The sequence below is a fragment of the Pseudomonas sp. McL0111 genome (assembly GCF_052567255.1).
This window is the reverse complement of record NZ_CP199585.1, coordinates 5,617,340-5,637,978: the sequence shown is the minus strand read 5'-3', so window position 1 is coordinate 5,637,978 and position 20,639 is coordinate 5,617,340. Positions and strand designations below refer to the sequence as shown.

Annotated in this window: 14 protein-coding genes; 5 read left to right on the top strand and 9 right to left on the bottom strand. The window is 59.0% G+C overall.

Annotation, left to right across the window (positions count from 1 at the left end):
• Positions 1-8: 8 nt before the first annotated feature.
• The gene (locus ACTWLJ_RS25560; protein ID WP_445178975.1) at positions 9-2,723 is read right to left on the bottom strand and encodes an RHS repeat-associated core domain-containing protein; all 2,715 of its coding nucleotides are present in this window, start codon (positions 2,721-2,723) and stop codon (positions 9-11) included.
• A gap of 184 nt (positions 2,724-2,907) precedes the next feature.
• Between ACTWLJ_RS25560 and ACTWLJ_RS25555 the strand changes: the two genes are divergently transcribed.
• Positions 2,908-5,268 carry a DNA polymerase II gene (locus tag ACTWLJ_RS25555; protein WP_445181415.1) on the top strand — a complete coding sequence of 787 codons (2,361 nt, stop codon included), beginning with the start codon at positions 2,908-2,910 and terminating at the stop codon, positions 5,266-5,268.
• Here the strand turns inward: ACTWLJ_RS25555 and ACTWLJ_RS25550 are convergent.
• The 3 genes from ACTWLJ_RS25550 to ACTWLJ_RS25540 form a co-directional block, all read right to left on the bottom strand.
• Positions 5,233-5,703, bottom strand: coding sequence for a DUF1810 domain-containing protein (locus ACTWLJ_RS25550; protein ID WP_445178974.1), 471 nt, complete (start codon positions 5,701-5,703; stop codon positions 5,233-5,235). The two genes, ACTWLJ_RS25555 and ACTWLJ_RS25550, sit on opposite strands and share 36 nt — an antisense overlap.
• Positions 5,704-5,733: 30 nt before the next feature.
• Positions 5,734-6,555 carry an aldo/keto reductase gene (locus ACTWLJ_RS25545; RefSeq protein WP_445178973.1) on the bottom strand — a complete coding sequence of 274 codons (822 nt, stop codon included), beginning with the start codon at positions 6,553-6,555 and terminating at the stop codon, positions 5,734-5,736.
• Positions 6,556-6,695: 140 nt separating this feature from the next.
• Positions 6,696-7,844: an aldose epimerase family protein gene (locus ACTWLJ_RS25540; RefSeq protein ID WP_445178972.1), complete on the bottom strand. Its 1,149-nt coding sequence runs from the start codon at positions 7,842-7,844 to the stop codon at positions 6,696-6,698.
• 246 nt (positions 7,845-8,090) lie between these two features.
• Here ACTWLJ_RS25540 and ACTWLJ_RS25535 point away from each other — a divergent pair, with 246 nt between their 5' ends.
• From ACTWLJ_RS25535 to ACTWLJ_RS25525, 3 genes are all read left to right on the top strand, one after another.
• On the top strand, positions 8,091-8,840 hold the full coding sequence (locus ACTWLJ_RS25535) for a hypothetical protein (protein WP_445178971.1): 750 nt from the start codon (positions 8,091-8,093) through the stop codon (positions 8,838-8,840).
• A gap of 164 nt (positions 8,841-9,004) precedes the next feature.
• Positions 9,005-10,219 (top strand): MFS transporter, encoded by a 1,215-nt coding sequence (locus ACTWLJ_RS25530; RefSeq protein ID WP_445178970.1) that lies wholly within the window; start codon positions 9,005-9,007, stop codon positions 10,217-10,219.
• A 198-nt stretch (positions 10,220-10,417) separates the two neighbouring features.
• Positions 10,418-11,203: a sulfite exporter TauE/SafE family protein gene (locus ACTWLJ_RS25525; RefSeq protein WP_445178969.1), complete on the top strand. Its 786-nt coding sequence runs from the start codon at positions 10,418-10,420 to the stop codon at positions 11,201-11,203.
• A 186-nt stretch (positions 11,204-11,389) separates the two neighbouring features.
• On the opposite strand, the gene ACTWLJ_RS25520 is transcribed toward ACTWLJ_RS25525, so the two are convergent.
• The gene (locus ACTWLJ_RS25520; RefSeq protein ID WP_445178968.1) at positions 11,390-11,854 is read right to left on the bottom strand and encodes a GNAT family N-acetyltransferase; all 465 of its coding nucleotides are present in this window, start codon (positions 11,852-11,854) and stop codon (positions 11,390-11,392) included.
• A gap of 211 nt (positions 11,855-12,065) precedes the next feature.
• On the opposite strand from ACTWLJ_RS25520, the gene ACTWLJ_RS25515 reads away from it, so the two are divergent.
• Positions 12,066-12,632, top strand: a complete 567-nt coding sequence (locus ACTWLJ_RS25515) for a DUF4174 domain-containing protein (protein WP_445178967.1) — start codon at positions 12,066-12,068, stop codon at positions 12,630-12,632.
• Between the two features lie 24 nt (positions 12,633-12,656).
• Here the strand turns inward: ACTWLJ_RS25515 and ACTWLJ_RS25510 are convergent, their stop codons facing one another.
• The 4 genes from ACTWLJ_RS25510 to ampC form a co-directional block, all read right to left on the bottom strand.
• Positions 12,657-14,747 carry an autotransporter outer membrane beta-barrel domain-containing protein gene (locus ACTWLJ_RS25510; protein WP_445178966.1) on the bottom strand — a complete coding sequence of 697 codons (2,091 nt, stop codon included), beginning with the start codon at positions 14,745-14,747 and terminating at the stop codon, positions 12,657-12,659.
• Positions 14,748-14,880: 133 nt separating this feature from the next.
• Complete coding sequence (locus ACTWLJ_RS25505) at positions 14,881-18,471, bottom strand: transporter substrate-binding domain-containing protein (RefSeq protein ID WP_445178965.1); 3,591 nt, start codon at positions 18,469-18,471, stop codon at positions 14,881-14,883.
• Positions 18,472-18,474: 3 nt separating this feature from the next.
• Positions 18,475-19,098 carry a response regulator gene (locus ACTWLJ_RS25500; protein ID WP_401218216.1) on the bottom strand — a complete coding sequence of 208 codons (624 nt, stop codon included), beginning with the start codon at positions 19,096-19,098 and terminating at the stop codon, positions 18,475-18,477.
• A 320-nt stretch (positions 19,099-19,418) separates the two neighbouring features.
• Positions 19,419-20,585 (bottom strand): class C beta-lactamase, encoded by a 1,167-nt coding sequence (gene ampC / locus ACTWLJ_RS25495; protein ID WP_445178964.1) that lies wholly within the window; start codon positions 20,583-20,585, stop codon positions 19,419-19,421.
• Positions 20,586-20,639: the final 54 nt, after the last annotated feature.

The following is a 20,639-nucleotide window of genomic DNA, read 5'->3' as shown; positions in this document are numbered from 1 at the left end:
ACTGGGTGCTACCAGTTCAGATTCTTACGGTGATTGCTCCAGAATTCATGGTCCTGATTCGAGGCGCCGGACAACACGTTGAAGGAAACAACAGTATTTTCATAAGTGGCAACCAATTGGCCTGTGCAGTTGAAGCAGGCTTCAAACGCCAAGGCCTGTTCGGCTTGCTGCAGTCGCTGTGTCACGATCGAGATATCTGCCGGATTGGTCGAACCGGTCAGATGCTGTTGGATATAAAGCGCTGCGCTGCCGGCCTGTACTTCCGCGTGAGCGCCTGGAAGGCCGCGGCTCACGGGTATCAGCATATCGCTTGCAATAATGTGCAATTCCATGCGTTTCAGGGTCTGTTCGTGTATGGCTGGCACTTCATATTGCATGCCGGTAAGCGTCTGAGGTTCCGGTGAATCTCCAATGTAGACTTTTGCGGCCAGATTTTTGTCTGCCAGCCGGGCTATGTATTGGTCAGTCATATACGATTTGAAACGGTTCAGGTCGGTGACCTTGAAGGCACCCAGAGAAGCGAGATCGTCTGCAGGCAGATTGCTGTCAGCCAGTTTGAAGATCTGGATGCCATGTTGCTCTGTGGTGAGTGTCCCTGTCTCCCGTGCAATATTAAAAAAATCGGTGAGAATGATGTTCTGCTCAAAACTCGTGTGAGAGATCTCGGCACCGGCATGGGCCACGGCTTTCTTATTCCTGAATGTTTTGGTAAACCGGGAATCGGGGTGCAGATTCAGGTATCTCTCAGTTTTGGCGGGGCTACCGGTAGGGATATTATTATCCTCAGTTATCATTGAGGTGGTTCGCTCACTGACTCTTTGGTTCAGTAAGTCTTTGCACAACCCCAGTTCATCGATGAACGTCACCGGATTATTTCCCACCATCGCATACAGGTTCCATCCATCCACAGCCCCCGCAGGGTCGGCACTGATCCAGCGCTGGAACCAAGGGGCGTAATAACGGCGCCCGTAGTAATAGAGTCCCGAGTCGTCCAGTTCCTTGCCTGAGTAACGGATGGTTTTGTAGCTGACCTCCAGAGTCGAACCCGCTGTCAGCGAGGAAGTGCCACCGAACGGATAATACTGTTCGCAACTGATAAGCCTGGCTTTCTCATCAAGCTCGACAAGGCTGGAATTCTGGCTGTCCTCGAGGCAATAGCGCACTTGGTTGTTGTCGATGTCCCCTGGACGCTTATTGCGCCAATGCAGACAACGCACATTGCCGATGACGCTCGGCAAGGAGATGACATGCAGTACTTCATCAGTGTCGCGGGTGCGTATTTCCAGTCCCGGCAGGTAGCGTACTTCGTGATATTGGGTGGTCGAATACGCGTGTGTTTCGTGACGTTTATAAATGCGCGCGCCCGCGCTGTAGCAATAGGTTTTTTGATCCGACAGGCCTTTTTCGCGCTCTATTAACGTAACCGATGTCAACTCGTCGAGGGTGTTCCACTGCAAAGGCTGGCCTGGTTGCAGGGTCTGCAGGTTTCCATGACGGTCAAATTGCGTCGAAAAATCAGGTAGGGGGTCTCCTTCCTTCCAGCGCACGCCACGGTTGCTGCACGGGTCAATAAGCATCTGCTGGGTGTAGCCGCCCACCGCTCGGCTATGAACCAGCTTGATCAGATTGCCACCCGTGTCGTACTCATAGGTCTGTGTGTAATTGAGGCGGATATTGGGGTCGCTCGGTAATGGGCGGCCGGGCATGCCGGTGGGGGGCAGGGCGTCGTGACCGGTGGCGCAGGTCAGGCGGGATAACGAGTCATAGCTGAAGTCGCGTTTGCCATCGATGTACTGGTTGGCATAAAACACCGGGGTGAAGGTGTTATCCCGAATACTGACGACGTTTCCGACGTTGTCGTATTCATACTCCAGATCCTGGCGCAGGATTTGTCCTGGCACACCGGCCTGAAGGCTTTTCAGGCGAGTGGTGGCAGGGTCGTAGATCCAGTAGCGAACTACGTCGTTGCCCAACACCTGTTCGATGGGCTGGCCTTCGGCGTTGTAACGGGTTCGTTTGATGATATCGCTGGGCGTATCGTCGGGATTGATCCGCAAACGCACGCACTGGAGTTGTCCGGCGACGTCATAGATCGAATATTGCTCATGTTCACCAGCGTCCTTCTGACTCAGAGGGATACCGTTGGCCCCGTAGCTCCAATGAGTTGTGTAAGCAATACCATCGAACAGCGTTCGGGTTTCTTCGAGGGGCAGGGCGTGCAGGCTGAACGAGGCGTAAGTCATTGAGCCTGAGGCATCGATCTTGCGTACCAACTGACCGCGCAGGTTTTTTCCGGCATCCGCCTCTGCCGAACCAAACGTCAGCACCTCTATACCAGGTTGAGAGTTAACCTCGATACTCACTAGCCGCAAACGGTTGTCGTAGTAGTTGCTCCATTGATTGCCTCGTTCGTCCCAACGTTTGACAACTTCACCTGCCAGCCCCGGCAGGCTCAGACGCCAGCCAGAATCGACACTGTCGATCTTGAGCGCCTGTTCCGTCAGGCCATGAAAGGTCGCAAGATTAGGTTTGGGGGCCGAACCGAACAAGCGTGAATCCCAATGCTCCACAGGTCTGCCTGCGGCATCGTATCGCTGTCGGGTAGTGAGGGCTTCCACTGGCCCCCCCGCCACTTTGCGCCAGTAGGCCACCTGACAAATGACCAGGCCACGACCATCAATGACGCTGACCGAAGGGGTGCGGCGATGCACGGAGAGATTCACTGCGCGTATCCTTCGATGCAATGCATCGTTCGCTGAGAAGGACAAGTTAGCAACTCTTCCAAGGTCTGTGACCTGTCAACTCTGACAGGTATCATGGCTGTCGCGAACAATGGCTGAGCGCCCACCGGGCTGGTGAAATGCCGCGTAGAATGCCCCCCTGAATCAATTCTCGAGGTCCGCCGTGGTGGATTTACAGCAGGGCTTCGTCCTGACGCGGCACTGGCGCGATACCCCGGCGGGCACTGAAGTCGAGTTCTGGCTGGCGACCGACGCCGGGCCGCGTCGCGTGCGGCTGCCGCATCAGCCGTCGGTGGCGTTTATCCCGGCGGCGCAGCGCGAGCAGGCCGAGCGCGTGCTGCACGATGAAAAGAACGTTGAACTGCGAGCGCTGGCCCTGCAGGATTTCGAACATCGCCCGGTGCTGGGCCTGTATTGCCAGCAACACGGCCAGTTGATGCGCCTGGAAACCGCGCTCAACCGCAACAGCATCGATGTCTACGAAGCCGACGTGCGGCCGCCCGAGCGCTATCTGATGGAGCGTTTCATCACCGCGCCGGTGCGCTTCAGCGGTACCCCGGACGCCGATGGCACGCTGCTCAACGCCCAGCTCAAGCCCGATCCCGATTATCGCCCGACACTGCGGCTGGTCTCGCTGGACATCGAAACCACCGAAACCGGCGAGTTGTATTCCATCGCGCTGGAAGGTTGCGGTGAGCGTCAGGTGTACATGCTCGGCGCGCCGAACGGTGACGCCAGCATCGTCGACTTCGATCTTGAATACTGCGACTCCCGCACGCTCATCCTGAAAAAACTCAACGACTGGTTTGCCCACCATGACCCCGACGCGATCATCGGCTGGAACGTGGTGCAGTTCGACCTGCGTATCCTCCACGAACACGCCAGACGCCTCGGTGTACCGCTGAAAATCGGCCGTGGCGGCGAAGAAATGCAGTGGCGCGAACACGGCAGCCGCAACCATTATTTCGCCTCGGCAGCGGGGCGGTTGATCATCGATGGCATCGAATCGCTGCGTTCGGCGACCTGGAGTTTTCCTTCGTTCAGCCTCGAAAACGTCGCGCAGACCTTGCTCGGCGAAGGCAAATCGATCGACAACCCGTACCAGCGGATGGACGAGATCAACCGGATGTTCGCCGAGGACAAACCGGCGCTGGCCAAGTACAACCTCAAGGACTGCGAATTGGTCACGCGGATTTTTGCCAAGACCGAACTGCTGACCTTCCTGCTGGAACGTGCCAGCGTCACCGGGTTGGCGGTGGATCGCAGCGGCGGCTCGGTGGCGGCATTCACTCACCTGTATATGCCGCTGATGCATCGGCAGGGATTCGTCGCGCCGAATCTCGGCACCAATCCGCCACAGGCCAGCCCCGGTGGATTCGTCATGGACTCGCAACCGGGGCTGTACGAGTCGGTGCTGGTGCTCGATTACAAAAGTCTTTATCCGTCGATCATTCGCACCTTTCTGATCGACCCGGTGGGGCTGGTCGAAGGCTTGCAGCACCCGGACGACGCCGACTCGGTGCCGGGCTTTCGCGGTGCGCGCTTCTCGCGGACCCGACATTGCCTGCCGTCGATTGTGGCGCGGGTCGCCGAAGGTCGCGAAACCGCCAAGCGCGAGCACAACGCGCCGCTGTCCCAAGCGCTGAAAATCATCATGAACGCCTTTTACGGCGTGCTCGGTTCCAGCGGTTGCCGGTTTTTCGATACGCGGCTGGCGTCCTCGATCACCTTGCGTGGCCACGAAATCATGCTGCGCACACGCAAGCTGATCGAAGAGCAGGGCCACGCGGTGATCTACGGCGACACCGACTCGACCTTCGTCTGGCTGCGACGCGCGCACGGTCAGGAAGAAGCGGCGAAGATCGGCCAGGCGCTGGTCAGCCACGTCAACGATTGGTGGCGCGAGCATGTGCGGCAGGAATACGGGCTGGAAAGCGCCCTCGAATTGCAGTTCGAAACGCACTACAAACGCTTTCTGATGCCGACCATTCGCGGCGCGGAGGAGGGCAGCAAAAAACGCTATGCCGGTCTGGTCGCCCGCGCCGATGGCACGGATGAAATGGTCTACAAAGGCCTGGAGACCGTGCGTACCGACTGGTCGCTGCTGGCGCGGCAGTTTCAGCAGGAACTCTACGAACGGATCTTCCAGCGCAAGCCGTATCAGGATTACGTCCGCGACTATGTGCGCAAGACGTTGGCTGGTGAGTTCGATGATCGACTGATCTACCGCAAGCGTCTGCGCCGCACCCTCGACGACTACGAGCGCAACGTGCCGCCGCATGTACGCGCCGCGCGTCTGGCTGACGATTACAACGCGCAGCACGGGCGGCCACGGCAATACCAGAACGGTGGCTGGATCAGTTACGTCATCGCCATGGCCGGGCCGGAACCGCTGGAAGTGCGGCGCACGCCCATCGACTACGACCACTACATCACTCGCCAACTGCAACCGGTGGCGGACGCGATTCTGCCGTTTGTCGACGACGACTTCTCAACCCTGATTGGAGGGCAACTGGGCTTGTTTTGAGTCCAGCAGCTGCAAAGTCCAGTCGTCGAGACTGCCGTGGAAATAGCGTTCCAGCGCCTGCGCAAACAGACTGTCGTCATCGGCAAACTGCGCGAACAGGGTCATCGAAGAATGAAATTTCAAGTCATCCGGGTGGCCGAAAATCTCGGCAATCGAACGCTGGCGCACCTTCAGCACAAGCTGCGTGCAGGTGCGCAGTCGGGCGCCGAGCAGCGGATGTTGCAGATAGGCCCGGGCTTCTTCGGCTGAGCCGATAGCAAAGCGCCGGGACATCTCGCTGCCGCCGAGCCCGGCGAATTGCGGGAAGACAAACCACATCCAGTGGCTGCGTTTGTGGCCCTCGTCGAGTTCACGTTGCACGCGCTCGAACACCGGGTCCTGGGCCTGAACAAAACGTTGCAGGTTGAAGGGGTCGTACTGATCAGTACTTCTCATGGGCCAAGCCCTCTGACAGACGGCGGCGGCCTAAACCATGGCCAACCGCTGCTTGCGTCGTGGCGCTTGAAACGCCTGGTCCAGCGCCGCCAGATCCCCCGCGTCCAGTTGCAGATGCGCCGCTTGTGCATTGAGTTGCACGTGTTCCGGCCGCACAGCCTTGGGAATCGCAATCACACCATCCTGACGCAGAATCCACGCCAGCGAAACCTGTGCCGGGGTCACGCCGTGACGAGCGGCAATCTGTTTCAGCACCGGATCGAACAACAACGCGCCACCCTGTCCAATCGGACAGTAAGCCATCAGCGGCATACGTTGCTGTTGGCACCACGGCAGCAGATCGAATTCGATGCCGCGTTCTTCCAGGTTATATAGCACTTGATTGGTGGCGCAGGTCGGCGCTGAAAGTTCTTCGAGGTCGTCGACGTCGAAATTCGACACGCCCCAACGGCCGATCTTGCCTTCTTCGCGCAGTAGCTCGAAGGCTTCTACGGTTTCTTCCAGCGGGAATTGACCGCGCCAGTGCAACAGGTACAGATCGATGTAGTCGGTATCGAGCCGGCGCAAACTGCGTTCGATGGCCTGGGGAATGCCTTTGCGGCTGGCGTTGTGCGGATAGACCTTGCTCACCAGAAACACCTGATCGCGAATGCCGGCGATGGCTTCGCCGACCACGCTTTCGGCACCGCCCTCGGCATACATTTCGGCGGTGTCGATCAGGGTCATGCCCAGTTCGACACCCTGACGCAGCGCCGCGACTTCGTGCTTGTGCGCCGAACGATCTTCACCCATGCGCCAGGTGCCCTGGCCAATCACCGGAACCTGTACGCCTGCGAGTTCAAGGGTGCGCATTCAAACCTCCTTTCTGAAATGGTCTATACCTTGTGGGCAGCAGGATAGACCACGGGTTCCGTTGGGTTCCAGATGAGGCGTTTCAGGCGTGGTGATGAAACTGTGGCGAGGGAGCAAGCTCCCTCGCCACAGGGGGGAGGTTATTTCGCGGAGAACTTGTAGATCACGCTGTGGCTGTAAGTCTGTCCCGGATCAAGTCGGGTGCTCGGGAAGTTCGGCTGATTCGGCGAGTCCGGGAAATGCTGAGTCTCCAGAGTGAACGCGCCCCAATGCGGATAAGCCTTACCGGCCTTGCCCTGCATCGAACCGTCGAGGAAGTTGCTGGTGTAGAACTGCACGCCCGGTTCGCTGGTGTACATCTGCAAATGCCGGCCGGACTGCGGATCGCTGACCTCGACCGCCAGTTTGTTCACATCGCCCTTGGTGTCCAGCACCCAGTTGAAATCGAAACCACCCTGTTTCGGTTCAGCGAATTTCAGTTGCGGGTGATCAGCCTTGATGTGCGTGCCGATGGCCGTCGGTTTGGTGAAATCCATCGGTGTGCCGGCCACAGGGGCCAGTTCGCCGGTCGGGATCAGCTTGGCTGTGACCGGGGTGTAATGGCTGGCATGCAGGGTGGCGAGTTGCTTGAGCACGTCGCCATTGCCGGCGCCGGCGAGGTTGAAGTAGCTGTGGTTGGTCAGGTTCAGTACCGTCGGTTTGTCGGTGTTGGCCTTGTAGTCGATGCGCAGCTCATTGTTGTCGGTCAGGCGATAGGTGACTTCGGTGGTGAGGTTGCCGGGGAAGCCCATTTCGCCGTCCGCCGAAACGTAGGTCAGGGTTACGCCGACTGAATCCTTGTCCTTGGTTTCCTGCGCCTTCCAGACCTTCTTGTCGAAGCCGACAGTGCCGCCGTGCAGAGCGTTGGACTTGTCGTTCTGCGGCACTTGATAGCGCTTGCCGTCGAGTTCGAAAGCGCCGTCGGCCAGGCGATTGCCGTAACGGCCGATGGTCGCGCCGAAGTACGCGGTGCCTTTCTGGTAACCCTGCACATCATCGAAACCGAGCACCACGTCGTCGACCTTGCCGTGTTTGTCGGCGACGCGCAGCGATTGCAAGGTCGCGCCGTAGGTGATGACAGTGGCTTGCATGCCGTGGCTGTTGCGCAGGATGTACTGCTCGACGGGCGTGCCGTCATTGGTTTTGCCGAAGGCTTTGTGTTCGCTGGCGAGGCCGGCGGCGTTGGCGGAGAGGGTGGCAATCATCAGGGACAGTCCGAGGCCGGAGAGTAAGTGACGGGATTGAAGCATGGTTTGACCTTCCTTTTTGTTGTTTTGGAATAGGCTCAAGTAGTCATACTAATTGCGGTAAAGATAAAAATTTATAGCGGATTAATCGTTTATTGCAAAGATAAAGTCCGACTAAATTTGCCGAGTGTCAAATGCCGAAGGTCGGGTCATGCCATCGCGTACTGCACTTTTTCGCCATCGGCGGCTCTATCCCTTGCCAGGATGCGGTGACTCCCGCCGCACAGGAATGTGCCTGTTCGAGAATTCATGCCGAGAGCTTTTTATCTGATCGCCGCGTCTGTGCGCCGCCCGTGCCTGCTACTTGCCTGTCTGACATCGCTGTTGCTCAGCGGTTGCAGTCATCAGGACGGCAATGACTTCTTCACCCAGGTTCGCAATGGCCAGCCTCAGGAGTTTCTGCAAACCAGCGTCGACCGCATGGCCACACTGGCGATGCGCGATAACCTCAACAGTCTTTACCGGTTGATGGGCAAGCTGTACATGCGCAACCCCGAAGAGCTGCGCAAATCAGGATTTCTCGACGTCAAGACAGCGGTGAAACAAGTGCGGCTGGCCATTGAGCAACAACAGCCGTTGCCGGTGCTGGGTGGCAGAAAGGATCTGGCAGCGCTCAGTTATGCCATGAGCCCGGAGTTTCTCGGTGACCGGGTCGGCGCCTTCATCTATGCGATTGGCAGCATGCTGGTCACGGCCCATGGCAATCGCCTCGAGTTCTACATGACCGATGCGATCAACCCGACCTTCGTGCACAACGCGGCGCGCAACATCGAAAAAGCCACATGGATTCTGTCCCAGCGGCAGAACAAGGAAGGCCAGCCGCTGCTGTTCTCCAACGAGATTTCGGAGGAGGGCAGCAACCTGAGTTTCGCTGTTGAGTTCGGCAAGATCGTGGCGCGACTGGATCTGATCACGCAGATGCTCGATGAGCGTTACCGGCGCATCGGCCTGAACTACGCACAAAGCCTGCTGTTCCTGAATTTCCTGCCAGTGCAATAACCCCTGTAGGAACTGCGGCACGCTGCGATCTTTTGACTTTGGTTTTTTAGAAACAAGATCAAAAGATCGCAGCGTGCCGCAGCTCCTACAAGGGGTGGTGTGAGGGAAAGAATGGTTGTATACAATCCCTCGTGCAATTTGACTCAAAGGGAGCACTACCCGTCATGACCGACCCCGCCAGCGCCGATTACGCAGACCTGCAACACGTCACCCGCTCGGAGAAACTGCCTTACGCCGCGTTGCTGGCGTTTGCCATGACCGGGTTCATCGCGATCCTCACCGAAACCCTGCCGGCCGGGTTGCTGCCGCAGATCGGCGCGGGGCTGAATGTCAGTGAAGTGCTGGCCGGGCAACTGGTGACGCTGTATGCGCTGGGCTCGATTGTCGCGGCGATTCCGCTGACGGTCGCCACGCGCGGCTGGCCTCGGCGCAAGGTGTTGCTGATGACGGTGGGTGGATTCCTCGTGTTCAACACCATCACCACGTTTTCCACTCATTACGGTTTGACCCTGGCCTCGCGTTTTCTGGCGGGCATGGCGGCGGGGCTGTCGTGGGGGATCATGGCCGGTTACGCACGCGGGATCGTGCCGGTGCATCAGCAGGGACGGGCGCTGGCGATTGCCATGCTCGGCACGCCGGTGGCGCTGTCGCTGGGTACGCCGGCAGGCACGTGGCTGGGCAATCTGATTGGTTGGCGCGCATCTTTCGGCATCATGTCTGCACTGGCGCTGGTGCTGGCGGCGTGGATTTTCATGGCAGTGCCGGATCGTCCGGGACAGGCCAGCGCCGAACGTTTGCCGCTGCTTGAATCCCTGCGTCTGCCGGGCGTGCGGCCGGTGCTGTTTGTGGTGCTGACGTGGATGCTCGGCCACAACATTCTTTACACCTACATCTCGCCTTTCCTGATGCAGGCCGGACTCGCCGAACGGGTGGATCTGGTGCTGCTGGTGTTCGGCCTGTGCTCGCTGCTGGGGATCTGGATCATCGGCATGCTGGTGGATCGCTGGTTGCGCTGGCTGACGCTGATCAGCCTCGCAGTGTTTGCCGTGACCGCGCTGGTTTTGGCGTTTGCGGCTCCGTCGCCATGGCTGATTTATGCCTGCATGGCGGTGTGGGGCCTGTCGTTTGGCGGCTCGGCGACGTTGCTGCTGACCGCAGCTGCGGACTCGGCCGGTGACCATGTCGATGTGGTGCAGGCGATGCTTACCACCTCGTGGAACGTGGCGATTGCCGGTGGCGGTCTGTTCGGTGGATTGCTGCTGGATCAGGCGGGAGCGATGTCGTTTCCGTGGGCGCTGCTGATCCTGTCGCTGATCGCACTGGCCACGGTGTGGATCAACAGCAACCATAGCTTCAAACCGGGACGCCGCATCCACTGACTCACCGCGTTCCATTGTAGGAGTGAGCCTGCTCGCGATGAGGCCCTGTCAGCCAACGTCAACGTTGACTGGTACATAGCCATCGCGAGCAGGCTCACTCCTACAAGGCATAACGATAGACCGCATCGATATATGTGGTTATAAGAAAAATCGCTATGCTGCGGGCCAGATTTTCCCTGTCGTTTTCTGGACGTCTTAATGGAATTGGCAAATTTCGGCCTGGTGATTGCCGGGCTGGTAGTGGGTTTTATCGTCGGCATGACCGGTGTCGGCGGTGGTTCGTTGATGACGCCGATCCTGCTGTGGTTCGGCATTAACCCGGCAACGGCGGTCGGCACCGACCTGTTGTACGCAGCCATTACCAAATCCAGCGGCGTGCTGGTGCATAAAAAGAACGACAACATCGACTGGGCGATTACCGGTTGGCTGACCCTCGGCAGCGTGCCGGCGGTGGCGATGACGTTGTGGTTCCTCAGCTCCCTGCACACCGCGCCCGACGCGATGAACGCGATCATCAAGCAAGCCCTGGGCTTCGTCTTGTTCGCGACCGCACTGGCGATTTTCTTCAAAAAACGTTTGCTGGCCTTCGCCCATAAACGTGCGGGCGGCAACTACAACCCGAGCGGTTCGCGGCTGAATGTGCTGACCGTGATCACCGGTCTGATCCTCGGCACCATGGTCGCCCTGACCTCGATTGGCGCAGGCGCCCTCGGCACCGTGGCGTTGTTTATCCTTTATCCACTGCTGCCGACTCGTCGCCTGGTCGGCACTGAAATCGCCCACGCCGTACCGCTGACCCTGGTCGCCGGTCTCGGCCACGCGAGCATGGGCAACATGGATTGGGGCGTCCTGGGCTTCTTGCTGATCGGTTCGCTGCCGGGCATCTGGCTCGGCAGCCACCTGACCGGACGCATCTCCGACGAACTGCTGCGCCCTTGCCTGGCAACGATGCTGGTGTTGATCGGCTATAAACTGGCGTTCTGAGTCATAGCACCAGCGTTGTGGCGGGACAGACCTGTGGTGAGGGGATTCATCCCCGTTCGGCTGCGCAGCAGTCGCAAAATCAGTCGTAGAAGTCTGTCTGGAAGACTGCGGTCGCATTCATAGGGGGCCGCTTCGCAGCCCAACGGGGATAAATCCCCTCGCCACAGGGGTTCTCATTCACCACATTCAGCGTGGGATGGTGAATTTCATCACTGTTACCGGCAATTCTTCATAAACCAGATCCTCAACCACCTCCCAACCCAGTCGCGCATACAGCGATTGCGCCGCGTCGGTGTACAGATACAACTCCCGCACATCTAACGCCGCAGCCTCGTCAACGATCCGCTTGACCAGTTGCGAGGCAACCCCGCGACCACGCTGTTCGGCCTTCACGTAGACCCCCGCCAGCCACGGCGTCAGTTGCGGACGAATCTTCATGTCGCTGCCGATCAGCAGCGCACCGCCGAGCAATTGTGAATCCTCAATCGCCACCACCACGCTGGGAATCGCGCCTTTGCCACAGGCTGCGCGCATGCGTTCGGTGCGCGCCTCAAGTGTGTCGCCGGGGCGGAACTCGCCCCATTCCTTGAAGTTGAGTTCGGCCAGTTCCTCAATCAGCTCGGGGTGGTTGCACAGGTAGTCGATATGCATGCGCGGTGAACTCCGTTTCGTTGGCAGAACGACCACCCTAATGCGGTCATAAAAGGTAATCAAATCTGCGTCAGGATCGACCGTATCCGGTTGCGCAATGAGCACGCTGACCTAAGCTTCTGACAAGGCGAAACAAATTAGCCGGGCACGACCCCGGAACAATCGCCGCGATGCGCAATCATTAGAGCGTGGATATCAAAAGGAGATGCGCATGCTCATCAGGTCACTGACCCTGACACTCTTGCTGGCGATTGCCGGCCCCTCGTTCGCCGCTGACAACGATTCGCCGATAGCCGGGGACATGGGCAGAGCCCGACCACTGATCGTCATTGCGTCGAGCACCGTCGATCCGGTGTGGGTCGGGTTGAAAAAGTCACTGGAGGACCCGGCGAATAAAAAGGGCATCGCCGACCGCAACATCAAGGTCTACACCATTCTCAACATGTCCGGTCAACTCGACGGCAAGGACCTTGGCCAGCAAGACACCATGGCGCTGCTGCGTTCGCTGAAACTAGGTGCGGGGGCGTATCCGAAAGTGTTCCTGGTGGGCAAGGACGGCGAAACCAAACTCTCGGCATCGGGAGATGAAGCGAAGTCGGTCGATCTGAAGAAGGTCTTCGACACGGTTGATGCGTTGCCTGCGACCGAGAAGGACATCGCGCCACCGAGCGTCGCGACACCTGCTGCCGCCACCGAGCCAGCAACCAAAGGCGCGAAGGGGGCAAAACCGACCAAGCCAGCCAAACCGGCCAAGCCAGCGGAAATGCCGGATGACTGAACCCCTGTAGGTTTTTTGCGGGGGTTACCAGCTATAGCGATACCCGACCGTCGCCGCCCACGGCTGTTTGATATCGCTGCCTTCTACATATTGCCCTTCAACATAGACGTGATGGTTTTGCCCTGCCGCCAGCATCAACCCGCCCGTCAGTTCCACTCGTGAACCCGGCAACCGGCTGTCCAGACGTGAACCGTTGACCTTCACCGTGCTGTCACCGGCATGTTCGGTCACCCACGTTGCTTTCACGTAAGGCTTCAACCGCAAGCCGCTGTCCAGTTGCAATTGGCGACCGAACTGCGCGCCAACCCGGCTTTGCAGCGAAACCATTGCCTCCTGTTCCACAGCAAGGCCATTGCTGGCGGTGTAGCTGCTACCGCTGACCCGCGCCACTTGCACGCCAACTTGCGGTTCGACAAACCAGCCGCGATCAAGCTCAATCACCTTGCCGACCTGCGCATCGGCACTCAGCGCATGGTTCTGGTAGTTCGCCTTGACCAGGTCGCCGAGGTTGCTGGTGATCTTGATGTCGTTGTTCAGTCGAGAATATTTCAGTGCGGTATCGATGTAGAGGCCGTCGTGATCCTGATAACTCGCGTAACCACCCAGCGTGACGCTGTCGATGGTGCCGCTGCTGCGTTCGCCGAAATCCTGTTGTCCCCGACCCTGGCCGACCAGGCCGCCGACATACAGGGTGCCATTGGCCAAGGCAAACGCCTGATCGGCACCGATTTCCACACCGTTGACCTGCTGTTGAAAAGCACGGCTGCTATCGGTGTCGATCTGTTGTTCGGCACCGTAGCCATGGCTCCAAAAACCACCCTGATCCTTGCCCGAGCGCAAACTTGAAAAGTGCTGTTGCAGGCTGCCGGCTTGTGCTCCGAGCAATGCAGCGGCGGCCGCTTGGCCGGCAACTGCAGCATTGGCGCCTTTGCTCAGGCTGTCAGCCTGTTTCGCTGAAGGATTGATGGACGGCGGCAGGACCGGCTCAGCAACCGGATCAGGTTTGCCTGCTGGCACCGGAGTCTGCGGTTCCTCAATGCTGACGTCCGGGGTGTTGATCGACGGTTTCGCCAGATACCAGTCATCACCCTGTTTTTGCAGCGAGTAACGATAAGCCCCGGCATCGACCGTGCTGCCGTAGAGCTGGAAATCGCCGCTGCCACCATGGCCGTTCACCAGCATCAACGACTGCTGTGCACCGCTTGGCGCGGTGCCGGAATCGGCCACTACCAGCGTATGCAGATCACTGATCGGGCCCTGCACGTTGATCCGGTCACCACGCAACGCAGCCAGATCAGTGTTGATCAAAAACCTCCCGTTGCCGCTCAACGGACCGTTGATATTCAACGTATGGAAGGTGCCGGTGACCGCCGGGTCGGCAAAGGCAACCTGACCATCGATGCGGTTGCTGCCACTGAGAATTGCGTCACCCTTGAGCTTCAGCACACCGCCGTCATTAAGCGTGGTATCGCTGGCACTGGCTCTGTTACCCAACACCATCAGTCCGCCGCGATTGACCGTGGTGTTGAACACTCCGGTGCCGGCCACACTGTCGAGCACACCGCCCTGATTGACTTGCGTGTCGCTGGCCGTGGCGCGATCACTGAGTGACATCGTGCCGCCGTCATTGACGACCGTGTTCTGCATGTTGCCGGACTCGTACACCGTAACCGCACTGTTGGCGATACGGGTGTTTTTCGATGTGGCGTTGCCGAACACGTACATCGTTCCGCCATCGATGGCCGTATCGCTGACCACCGCGTTTTGTGACGCTTCAAAATCGCCGTCCAGTATGTGCGTATTCAGCGCCGTGGCTGATCCAGCCACCACCATCACGCCGTTTTCGACCAGACTGTCGAATGCCTTGCCATCGTCCAGCACCGTCAAGCGTCCGCTATTGCTGACCGTGGTGCCGCTGGTCACACCTTCTTCGAGGATGAGAATCTCACCGAAGCTGACACTGCTGTCGCTGAGGTTGCCGCCAGTGCCGACGGCGAATATATCGCCGTTGTCCACAGTCATGTTCGTCAGCGGCGTCGTCAGACAATGCAGCGCATTACAATCGGCAGCATTCACCGACAGCGGCGCAGCCACCATCAGCAATGCACCCGACATCGATATCCGAGAAAACCGCACACCCAACGCAAACATAATGATCCGCCGACAACAGGGAGAAGAAGCGGCGAATTCTGCGCAGGTGAGGGGGAGGGATCAGGCAGGCACTTCCCAAGTTTTTGTAGGAAGCGTCCTACACAGTTTGGCTGTTCAGCGCCGTTTGCAGGTGTGACTGCAAATGCTTCATCTGCTGCACGAAGTCTTCGAACAGGCGATGCAACTCCTGGCGTGTCGCGGTTGTTTCGCTGGCCGACTCCAGTTGCTCGCAAGCGGAAATCAACCCGGTTGCGTGAATGATTCGCGCGCTGCCGAGAATCTTGTGGCAGCAGCGGTTCATCCCGGAAACATCGCCGGCAGTGAACAACGCCTGCATGGCGTCGAAGTCCTCTTGATTGGTGCGCAGCACGGTGGCGAGCAGTTGCCGGGTCAGGGCGCCGTCGCCGGCAGTAATGGCGCTGACTTTCGACAGGTCGAAGCAGGGCACGTTGGCCTGACGAGTTTGTTCGGCTTCACGCAGATACCGTTCCAGCACGCAACGGGTCAGCGGTTTGAACAGGCAATCGTTCATCCCTGCATCGAGGCAACGCTGGATTTCCTGCGGCTGGGCGTTGGCCGTCAGGCCGATTACGTGAGTGGGCGTGCGCCCCTCGGCGGCTTCGATGGCACGCAAGCGACGGGTCATTTTGTCGCCATTGAGCAGCGGCATGTTGCAGTCGGTGATCAGATAATCAAAGGCATCTTCGCCCCACAGACGCAGCCCTTCGAGGCCATTCTCGGCGCTGGTCACACGCATCCCCAGCGACTCTAGCTGCCGCTGCAACACCACGCGATTGAACTCGTGATCCTCGACGATCAGCACATGCCGCACGGGCAGCGGCGGCAGCTGTTCGATGGCAAGAGTCGGCGGCGGTTGTTCGTCGGCGAGCAATGTCACGTCCAGACTCAGCGTAAAACACGAACCCTGTCCAGGCTGGCTGGTACAGGTCAGTTGGCCACCCATGCGTTCGGTCAGTTGTCGGCAGATCGACAGGCCCAGACCGCTGCCGATCTGCACTTCGCTGTCGCCGGTTTCGAACTGGGTGTAAGGCTGAAACAGGCGCAGGCGCTGCTGCTCATCCATGCCGATGCCAGTGTCCCGCACGCTGACGCGCAACTGCGCCGTTGTGCCATCCGGGATCAGACTCAGCTCGACGCTGACCAAACCTTGCGGCGTGAACTTGATCGCGTTGCTCAACAGATTGGAGAGAATTTGCCGAAAGCGCAGCGAGTCGAGTTCCACAGCGTGGTCGGCATCCCGCGCGCTGAACGTCAGCTCAACGTTTTTTTGTTGCGCGAGGCTGGCAAAACCTTGCACCACGGTGCGCGCCAGCCGTTGCGGATAGCAGCGACTGCTGCGCAGTTCAAATTGCGCGGACTCGATTTTGCTCAGGTCGAGAATCTCGCCGATCAGCTCCATCATGCCGCCGGCGGACTTTTCGGCGATGTCGATCAGTTCGGCGTCTTCCGATGGCTGCGAGTGGCGGTTGCGCAGCAACTCAAGCACGCCGATCAGCGCACTCATCGGCGTGCGGATTTCATGACTCATCACCGCCAGAAAATGACTTTTGCCCCGGTTGGCAGCCTCGGCCTGATGCTTGGCTTGCAACAGCGCGTGTTGCAGATGTTGCTGTTCGGTGAGGTCGATCCAGCCGCCGATCACCCCGGTCATGCTGCCGTCGGAATCGCGGTAGGGCAGCGCCCAGTGATAGATGTGGTAGGTGGTGCCCTTGACCGTCATGGCGAAGTTGTCGAACGACGGCAGGCCGCTTTCCAGCGTGGCGCGGTGAATGCGCTTGTAACTGTGGGCGGTGTCGAGCGGCAGAATGTTCGCCTCGATCAGTCCCTTGTTCAGCACTTGATCGAGTTCGACGTCCATGACCTGCAAATAGGCGCGGTTGCAACTCAGCAGCACGCCTTTGCGGTCGCGCACGTAAATCGGGTGCGGCGTGCCGTCCACCAGCACTTGCATGAACAGCAACTGATCGCTCAAGGCTTTTTGCGCCTTGAGCCGCTGAGCGATCTGCGCGCGCAGGCCAAGATTCCACGCGACGATTGCCAGCAGCGCCATCACCAGTACCAAACCCGCACGCAGAATCCAGTTTTTGTAAGCGCCCCAGCCATCCTGACTGTCCTGCGGATTTTGCCAGCGGTTGGCCAGTTCGTTGAAGACATCGGGCGGGATGTCGAGCAAGGCCTTGTTGAGGATCGATACCAGCGTCGGGTTGTTTTTGCCGGTTGCGAAGGCGATCAGCGCTGGCTGTGAGCCGAGTACCGAGTCGATTTGCAGGCGGCCACGGAAGTAGCGGTCGATCAGATACGCAGCGCCCATTTGCGGCTGAATCACCCCTTCGACCTGGCCTTCGGCGAGCAACTCGTAGGTTTCAATCGGCGTATCGACTTCCACTTTGCGCACGTCGGGCCATTCGCGTTGCAGCCAATTGGCGGCGGCCGAATCCTTGATGATCGCGACCCGCTGGCCTTCCAGTCCATCCATGCCCGGATGCCCGCTCTGCGTGCGGGTCACCAGCACAAACGGATTGGTTACGTAGGCCCGGGAAAATGCCAATTGCGCTTCGCGCTGGGCGCTGTAGGTCATGGCGCCGATCAGCGCCGGCGGATCGCGTTGCGCACGGCTGGTCAGCGCGTCGATCGAAGACATCTGCGCCGGTCGGAACACCAGCCCGGTGCGGTCGTTGATCAGCTCCAGCAGGTCGGCCGCCATGCCACGCATCTGGCCTTGGGCATCAAAAAAACTGAACGGCGGATACAGATCGTTGGCCAGCACTTCGATTTGCGGGTGGTCCTTGATCCACTGCTGTTCGTCCGGTGTCAGTTGCAGACGGCTATAACCGAGTTTCGGATTGGTGCCGATCCCCCAGCGCCCGGCGATTTCCTGCCGTTCCTGCGGGGTGATTTTCGCCAGTACGCCATTGAGCAGATTCAACAACTGCGCGGCGTCGTGGTGCACGGCGAAGCTGAAGCCCAGACCTTCGGAGTCACGTTGAATGGTCTGTTTCAGGCTTTGTTGGTAACTGCGTGCGAGCAGGTACTGCGCGGAAATCGCATCGCTCAGCAGCACCCGATTTTCGCCGTACGCCACCAGCCCCAAGCCGTCCGGGGTCGAGGCGACGGCTTGGTGCGGATGATCGGGAAACAGCGCGGTCACTCGGCTTTCGACGATCCAGTCCGGATCGAACAGCACGGTGAAACCTGCCGGCAACTCATTGTTTGCCCAATGCGTGCCGAAGCGGCTCACCAGCACAGCCTGGTCGTAGGCATACGGCGCGCTCATGCGCAGGTCGCTGTAGGACGCTTCGAGGTGATTGATGCGCGGCACCAGATCGACTTCACCACGTTGCAATGCCGCCAGCGCCTCGGCCTGGCTGGCAAAACGCTCGACCTGCACGCGTAAGCCCAAGGCACGGGCGAGAATATCGAGGTAGTCCGCCGACAGTCCTTCGTAGTCCCGTTGATTGGCGGTGACATCCAGCGGCGGTCGATCAGGCAGATACACCCCGGCACGCAATACAGCCTTGTGGGTCAACCATTGGTGCTGGGCGCTGCTCAAGACCGGCGTGATCCGATTGTCGGCGGCGCGGCTGAGCAGGGTCAGCGGTTCGGCGTGTGCGGCCAGCGCCAACAGCGCCAGAATCAACACGCTGAGCAGTCGTACGCTGCGGTTCATGGTTCAGACCAGATGATTGCGTTTGGCGAATTCGATCAGCTCAAGCAGGGTGTTGGCGTTGAGCTTTTGCATCAGGCGGGTCTTGTAGGTACTGACGGTCTTGTTGCTGAGCAACATGTCGTCGGCGATCTGCTTGTTGCTTTTACCTTCGGCCAGACCGTGCAACACCTTGAGCTCACGGCGGGTGATGCCGTCGAGCAGTTGCGCATCGTTCTGCGCAAAATCGCTGTGCCGCACCGAATTCAGCGCGCCCACTGGAAACCAGGTCTTGCCGCTGGCCACGGCTTTCAGCGCCGTGGCAATCTCCACTGGATCATCGACCTTCGACAAAAACGCCGAAGCCCCGGCGCGCAGACATTGCGCGGCATACGTCGGACTTTTCAACCCGGTATGCACCAACACGTGGGCGCTGCTGCCACCGCTGCGCAAGCGGTCAATCACCGCCATGCCGTCGAGTTGCGGGATATCAAGATCCAGCACAATCGCATCGGGCTTGAGCTCGAAGGCTTTGCTCAACGCATCCACGCCGTTATCGCATTCACCGACAATCTCATGGCCTTCACGGGTCAGAATCATCCCGATCGCCATGCGTACTACTGCGTGATCATCGACCAACAGCACTTTCATCAATCAGCCCTCATGCCCTGTTTCAGCATAGCCGCGCCAGCGCGAAGAGCGCGATCCTACGTTGTTTGCGGAGTGATGCAATGGTGGGTGTCGTGTAGAGGAGGATGGTGTCGTGGATGGGGTTTGGCGACCTGCGACCAGTCGCCCATTTTTTTGGTGTACACATCACCCTGTGGCGAGGGAGCTTGCTCCCGCTCGGCTGCGCAGCAGTCGCAAATCCTGTGCCCACGGTGTATCAGGCGATTCGCGGTTTTGTTGATTGGGGTTGCTTCGCAACCCAGCGGGAGCAAGCTCCCTCGCCACAGGTTGTGATCAGGTAGTTAATCAGTAACGGCGCTGAGAATTGTGTGGGCAATCTTGATCCGTTCCGGGATCGGGAAATTCTTGTTGGCCAGTATTACCACGCCAACATCTTTCGACGGTACGAACGCCACGTAACTGCCAAAGCCGCCCGTCGAGCCGGTTTTATTGATCAGCACGTTGTCCAGGTGTGGTGGTTGCGGTTTGAGCCACTCTACTTTGTGCGCCTGCATGGCCATCTCTGTGCTGTTGCCGGCGAGCAATCGGTCAAGGCTGATCGGGTAGCGATACATTTCCCATCCCAGACCCTGAGTCATGTCACCGACGTTGTAGTAATCAGATTGGGTCGCGGCAATGGCTTTTTGCAGTGGCGCTTCGAGCGTGCCGGGTTTCAGGTTGGCCTGGACGAAACGCAGCAGATCCGCTGCGCTGGTTTTCACACCATAGGCTTGCGAATCCAGTGCGCCGGGGCTGACCCGAACTGGCTGGTTATCTTTGTTGTAGCCCATGGCATAAAGGCCCATCTGCGTACTCGGCACCTGGAGGTAGGTGTGTTGCAGACCGAGTTTCGGTAGCAGGGTTTCGCTCATTATCTGGTCAAACGGCTGGCCCAGGCTTTTTGCTGCCAGATACCCGGCCAAACCGATACTCGGGTTGGAATACTGACGATGGCTTCTCGCCGGATAAACCGGTTTCCAGTGCTGGAAATAGCCGAGCATCTTGTCGGAAGAATCCGCGTCGGTCGGGAACTGCAGCGGCAATCCGCCGGCGCTGTAGGTAGCCAATTGCATCACGCTGATACCGTCGAATGCGCTGCCACGCAGTTCGGGCCAGATCTCGCTGGCCTTGTCCGCCAGACTCAGCTTGCCGGTAGCGAGGGCGTGGCCGATGAGAGTCGCGGTGAAGGTTTTGCTCACCGAGCCGATTTCGAACAAGGTGTCTTCGCTGACTTTCTGCCCGGTGTCCTTGCTGGCGACGCCGTAGTTAAAGTAATGCGGTTGGCCATTGATGGTGACGGCGACGGCCAAGCCAGGAATGTTCTGCTGCTGCATGACTGGCGTCACGGCATCTTTGACCAGTGCTTGCAGTTGCGCATCGGTTTGCGGCGCGGCGATGCAGGCAGCAGCGCCGAACAGAAGCCCGAAAGCGCTATAGGAAATGAGTTTGGTCGGGTTGAATGAATACATAAATGAACCACTCTCCATGAGTGTTGATAATGATATCCCGCTACACTGCGGGCG

Bases quoted from the DNA above. Each gene is read 5' to 3' on its own strand.
- ACTWLJ_RS25550 (WP_445178974.1), bottom strand. From the start codon at position 5,703: ATGAGAAGTACTGATCAGTACGACCCCTTCAACCTGCAACGTTTTGTT.
- ACTWLJ_RS25545 (WP_445178973.1), bottom strand. From the start codon at position 6,555: ATGCGCACCCTTGAACTCGCAGGCGTACAGGTTCCGGTGATTGGCCAG.
- ACTWLJ_RS25540 (WP_445178972.1), bottom strand. From the start codon at position 7,844: ATGCTTCAATCCCGTCACTTACTCTCCGGCCTCGGACTGTCCCTGATG.
- ACTWLJ_RS25535 (WP_445178971.1), top strand. From the start codon at position 8,091: ATGCCGAGAGCTTTTTATCTGATCGCCGCGTCTGTGCGCCGCCCGTGC.
- ACTWLJ_RS25530 (WP_445178970.1), top strand. From the start codon at position 9,005: ATGACCGACCCCGCCAGCGCCGATTACGCAGACCTGCAACACGTCACC.
- ACTWLJ_RS25525 (WP_445178969.1), top strand. From the start codon at position 10,418: ATGGAATTGGCAAATTTCGGCCTGGTGATTGCCGGGCTGGTAGTGGGT.
- ACTWLJ_RS25520 (WP_445178968.1), bottom strand. From the start codon at position 11,854: ATGCATATCGACTACCTGTGCAACCACCCCGAGCTGATTGAGGAACTG.
- ACTWLJ_RS25515 (WP_445178967.1), top strand. From the start codon at position 12,066: ATGCTCATCAGGTCACTGACCCTGACACTCTTGCTGGCGATTGCCGGC.
- ACTWLJ_RS25510 (WP_445178966.1), bottom strand. From the start codon at position 14,747: ATGTCGGGTGCATTGCTGATGGTGGCTGCGCCGCTGTCGGTGAATGCT.
- ACTWLJ_RS25505 (WP_445178965.1), bottom strand. From the start codon at position 18,471: ATGAACCGCAGCGTACGACTGCTCAGCGTGTTGATTCTGGCGCTGTTG.
- ACTWLJ_RS25500 (WP_401218216.1), bottom strand. From the start codon at position 19,098: ATGAAAGTGCTGTTGGTCGATGATCACGCAGTAGTACGCATGGCGATC.
- ampC (WP_445178964.1), bottom strand. From the start codon at position 20,585: ATGTATTCATTCAACCCGACCAAACTCATTTCCTATAGCGCTTTCGGG.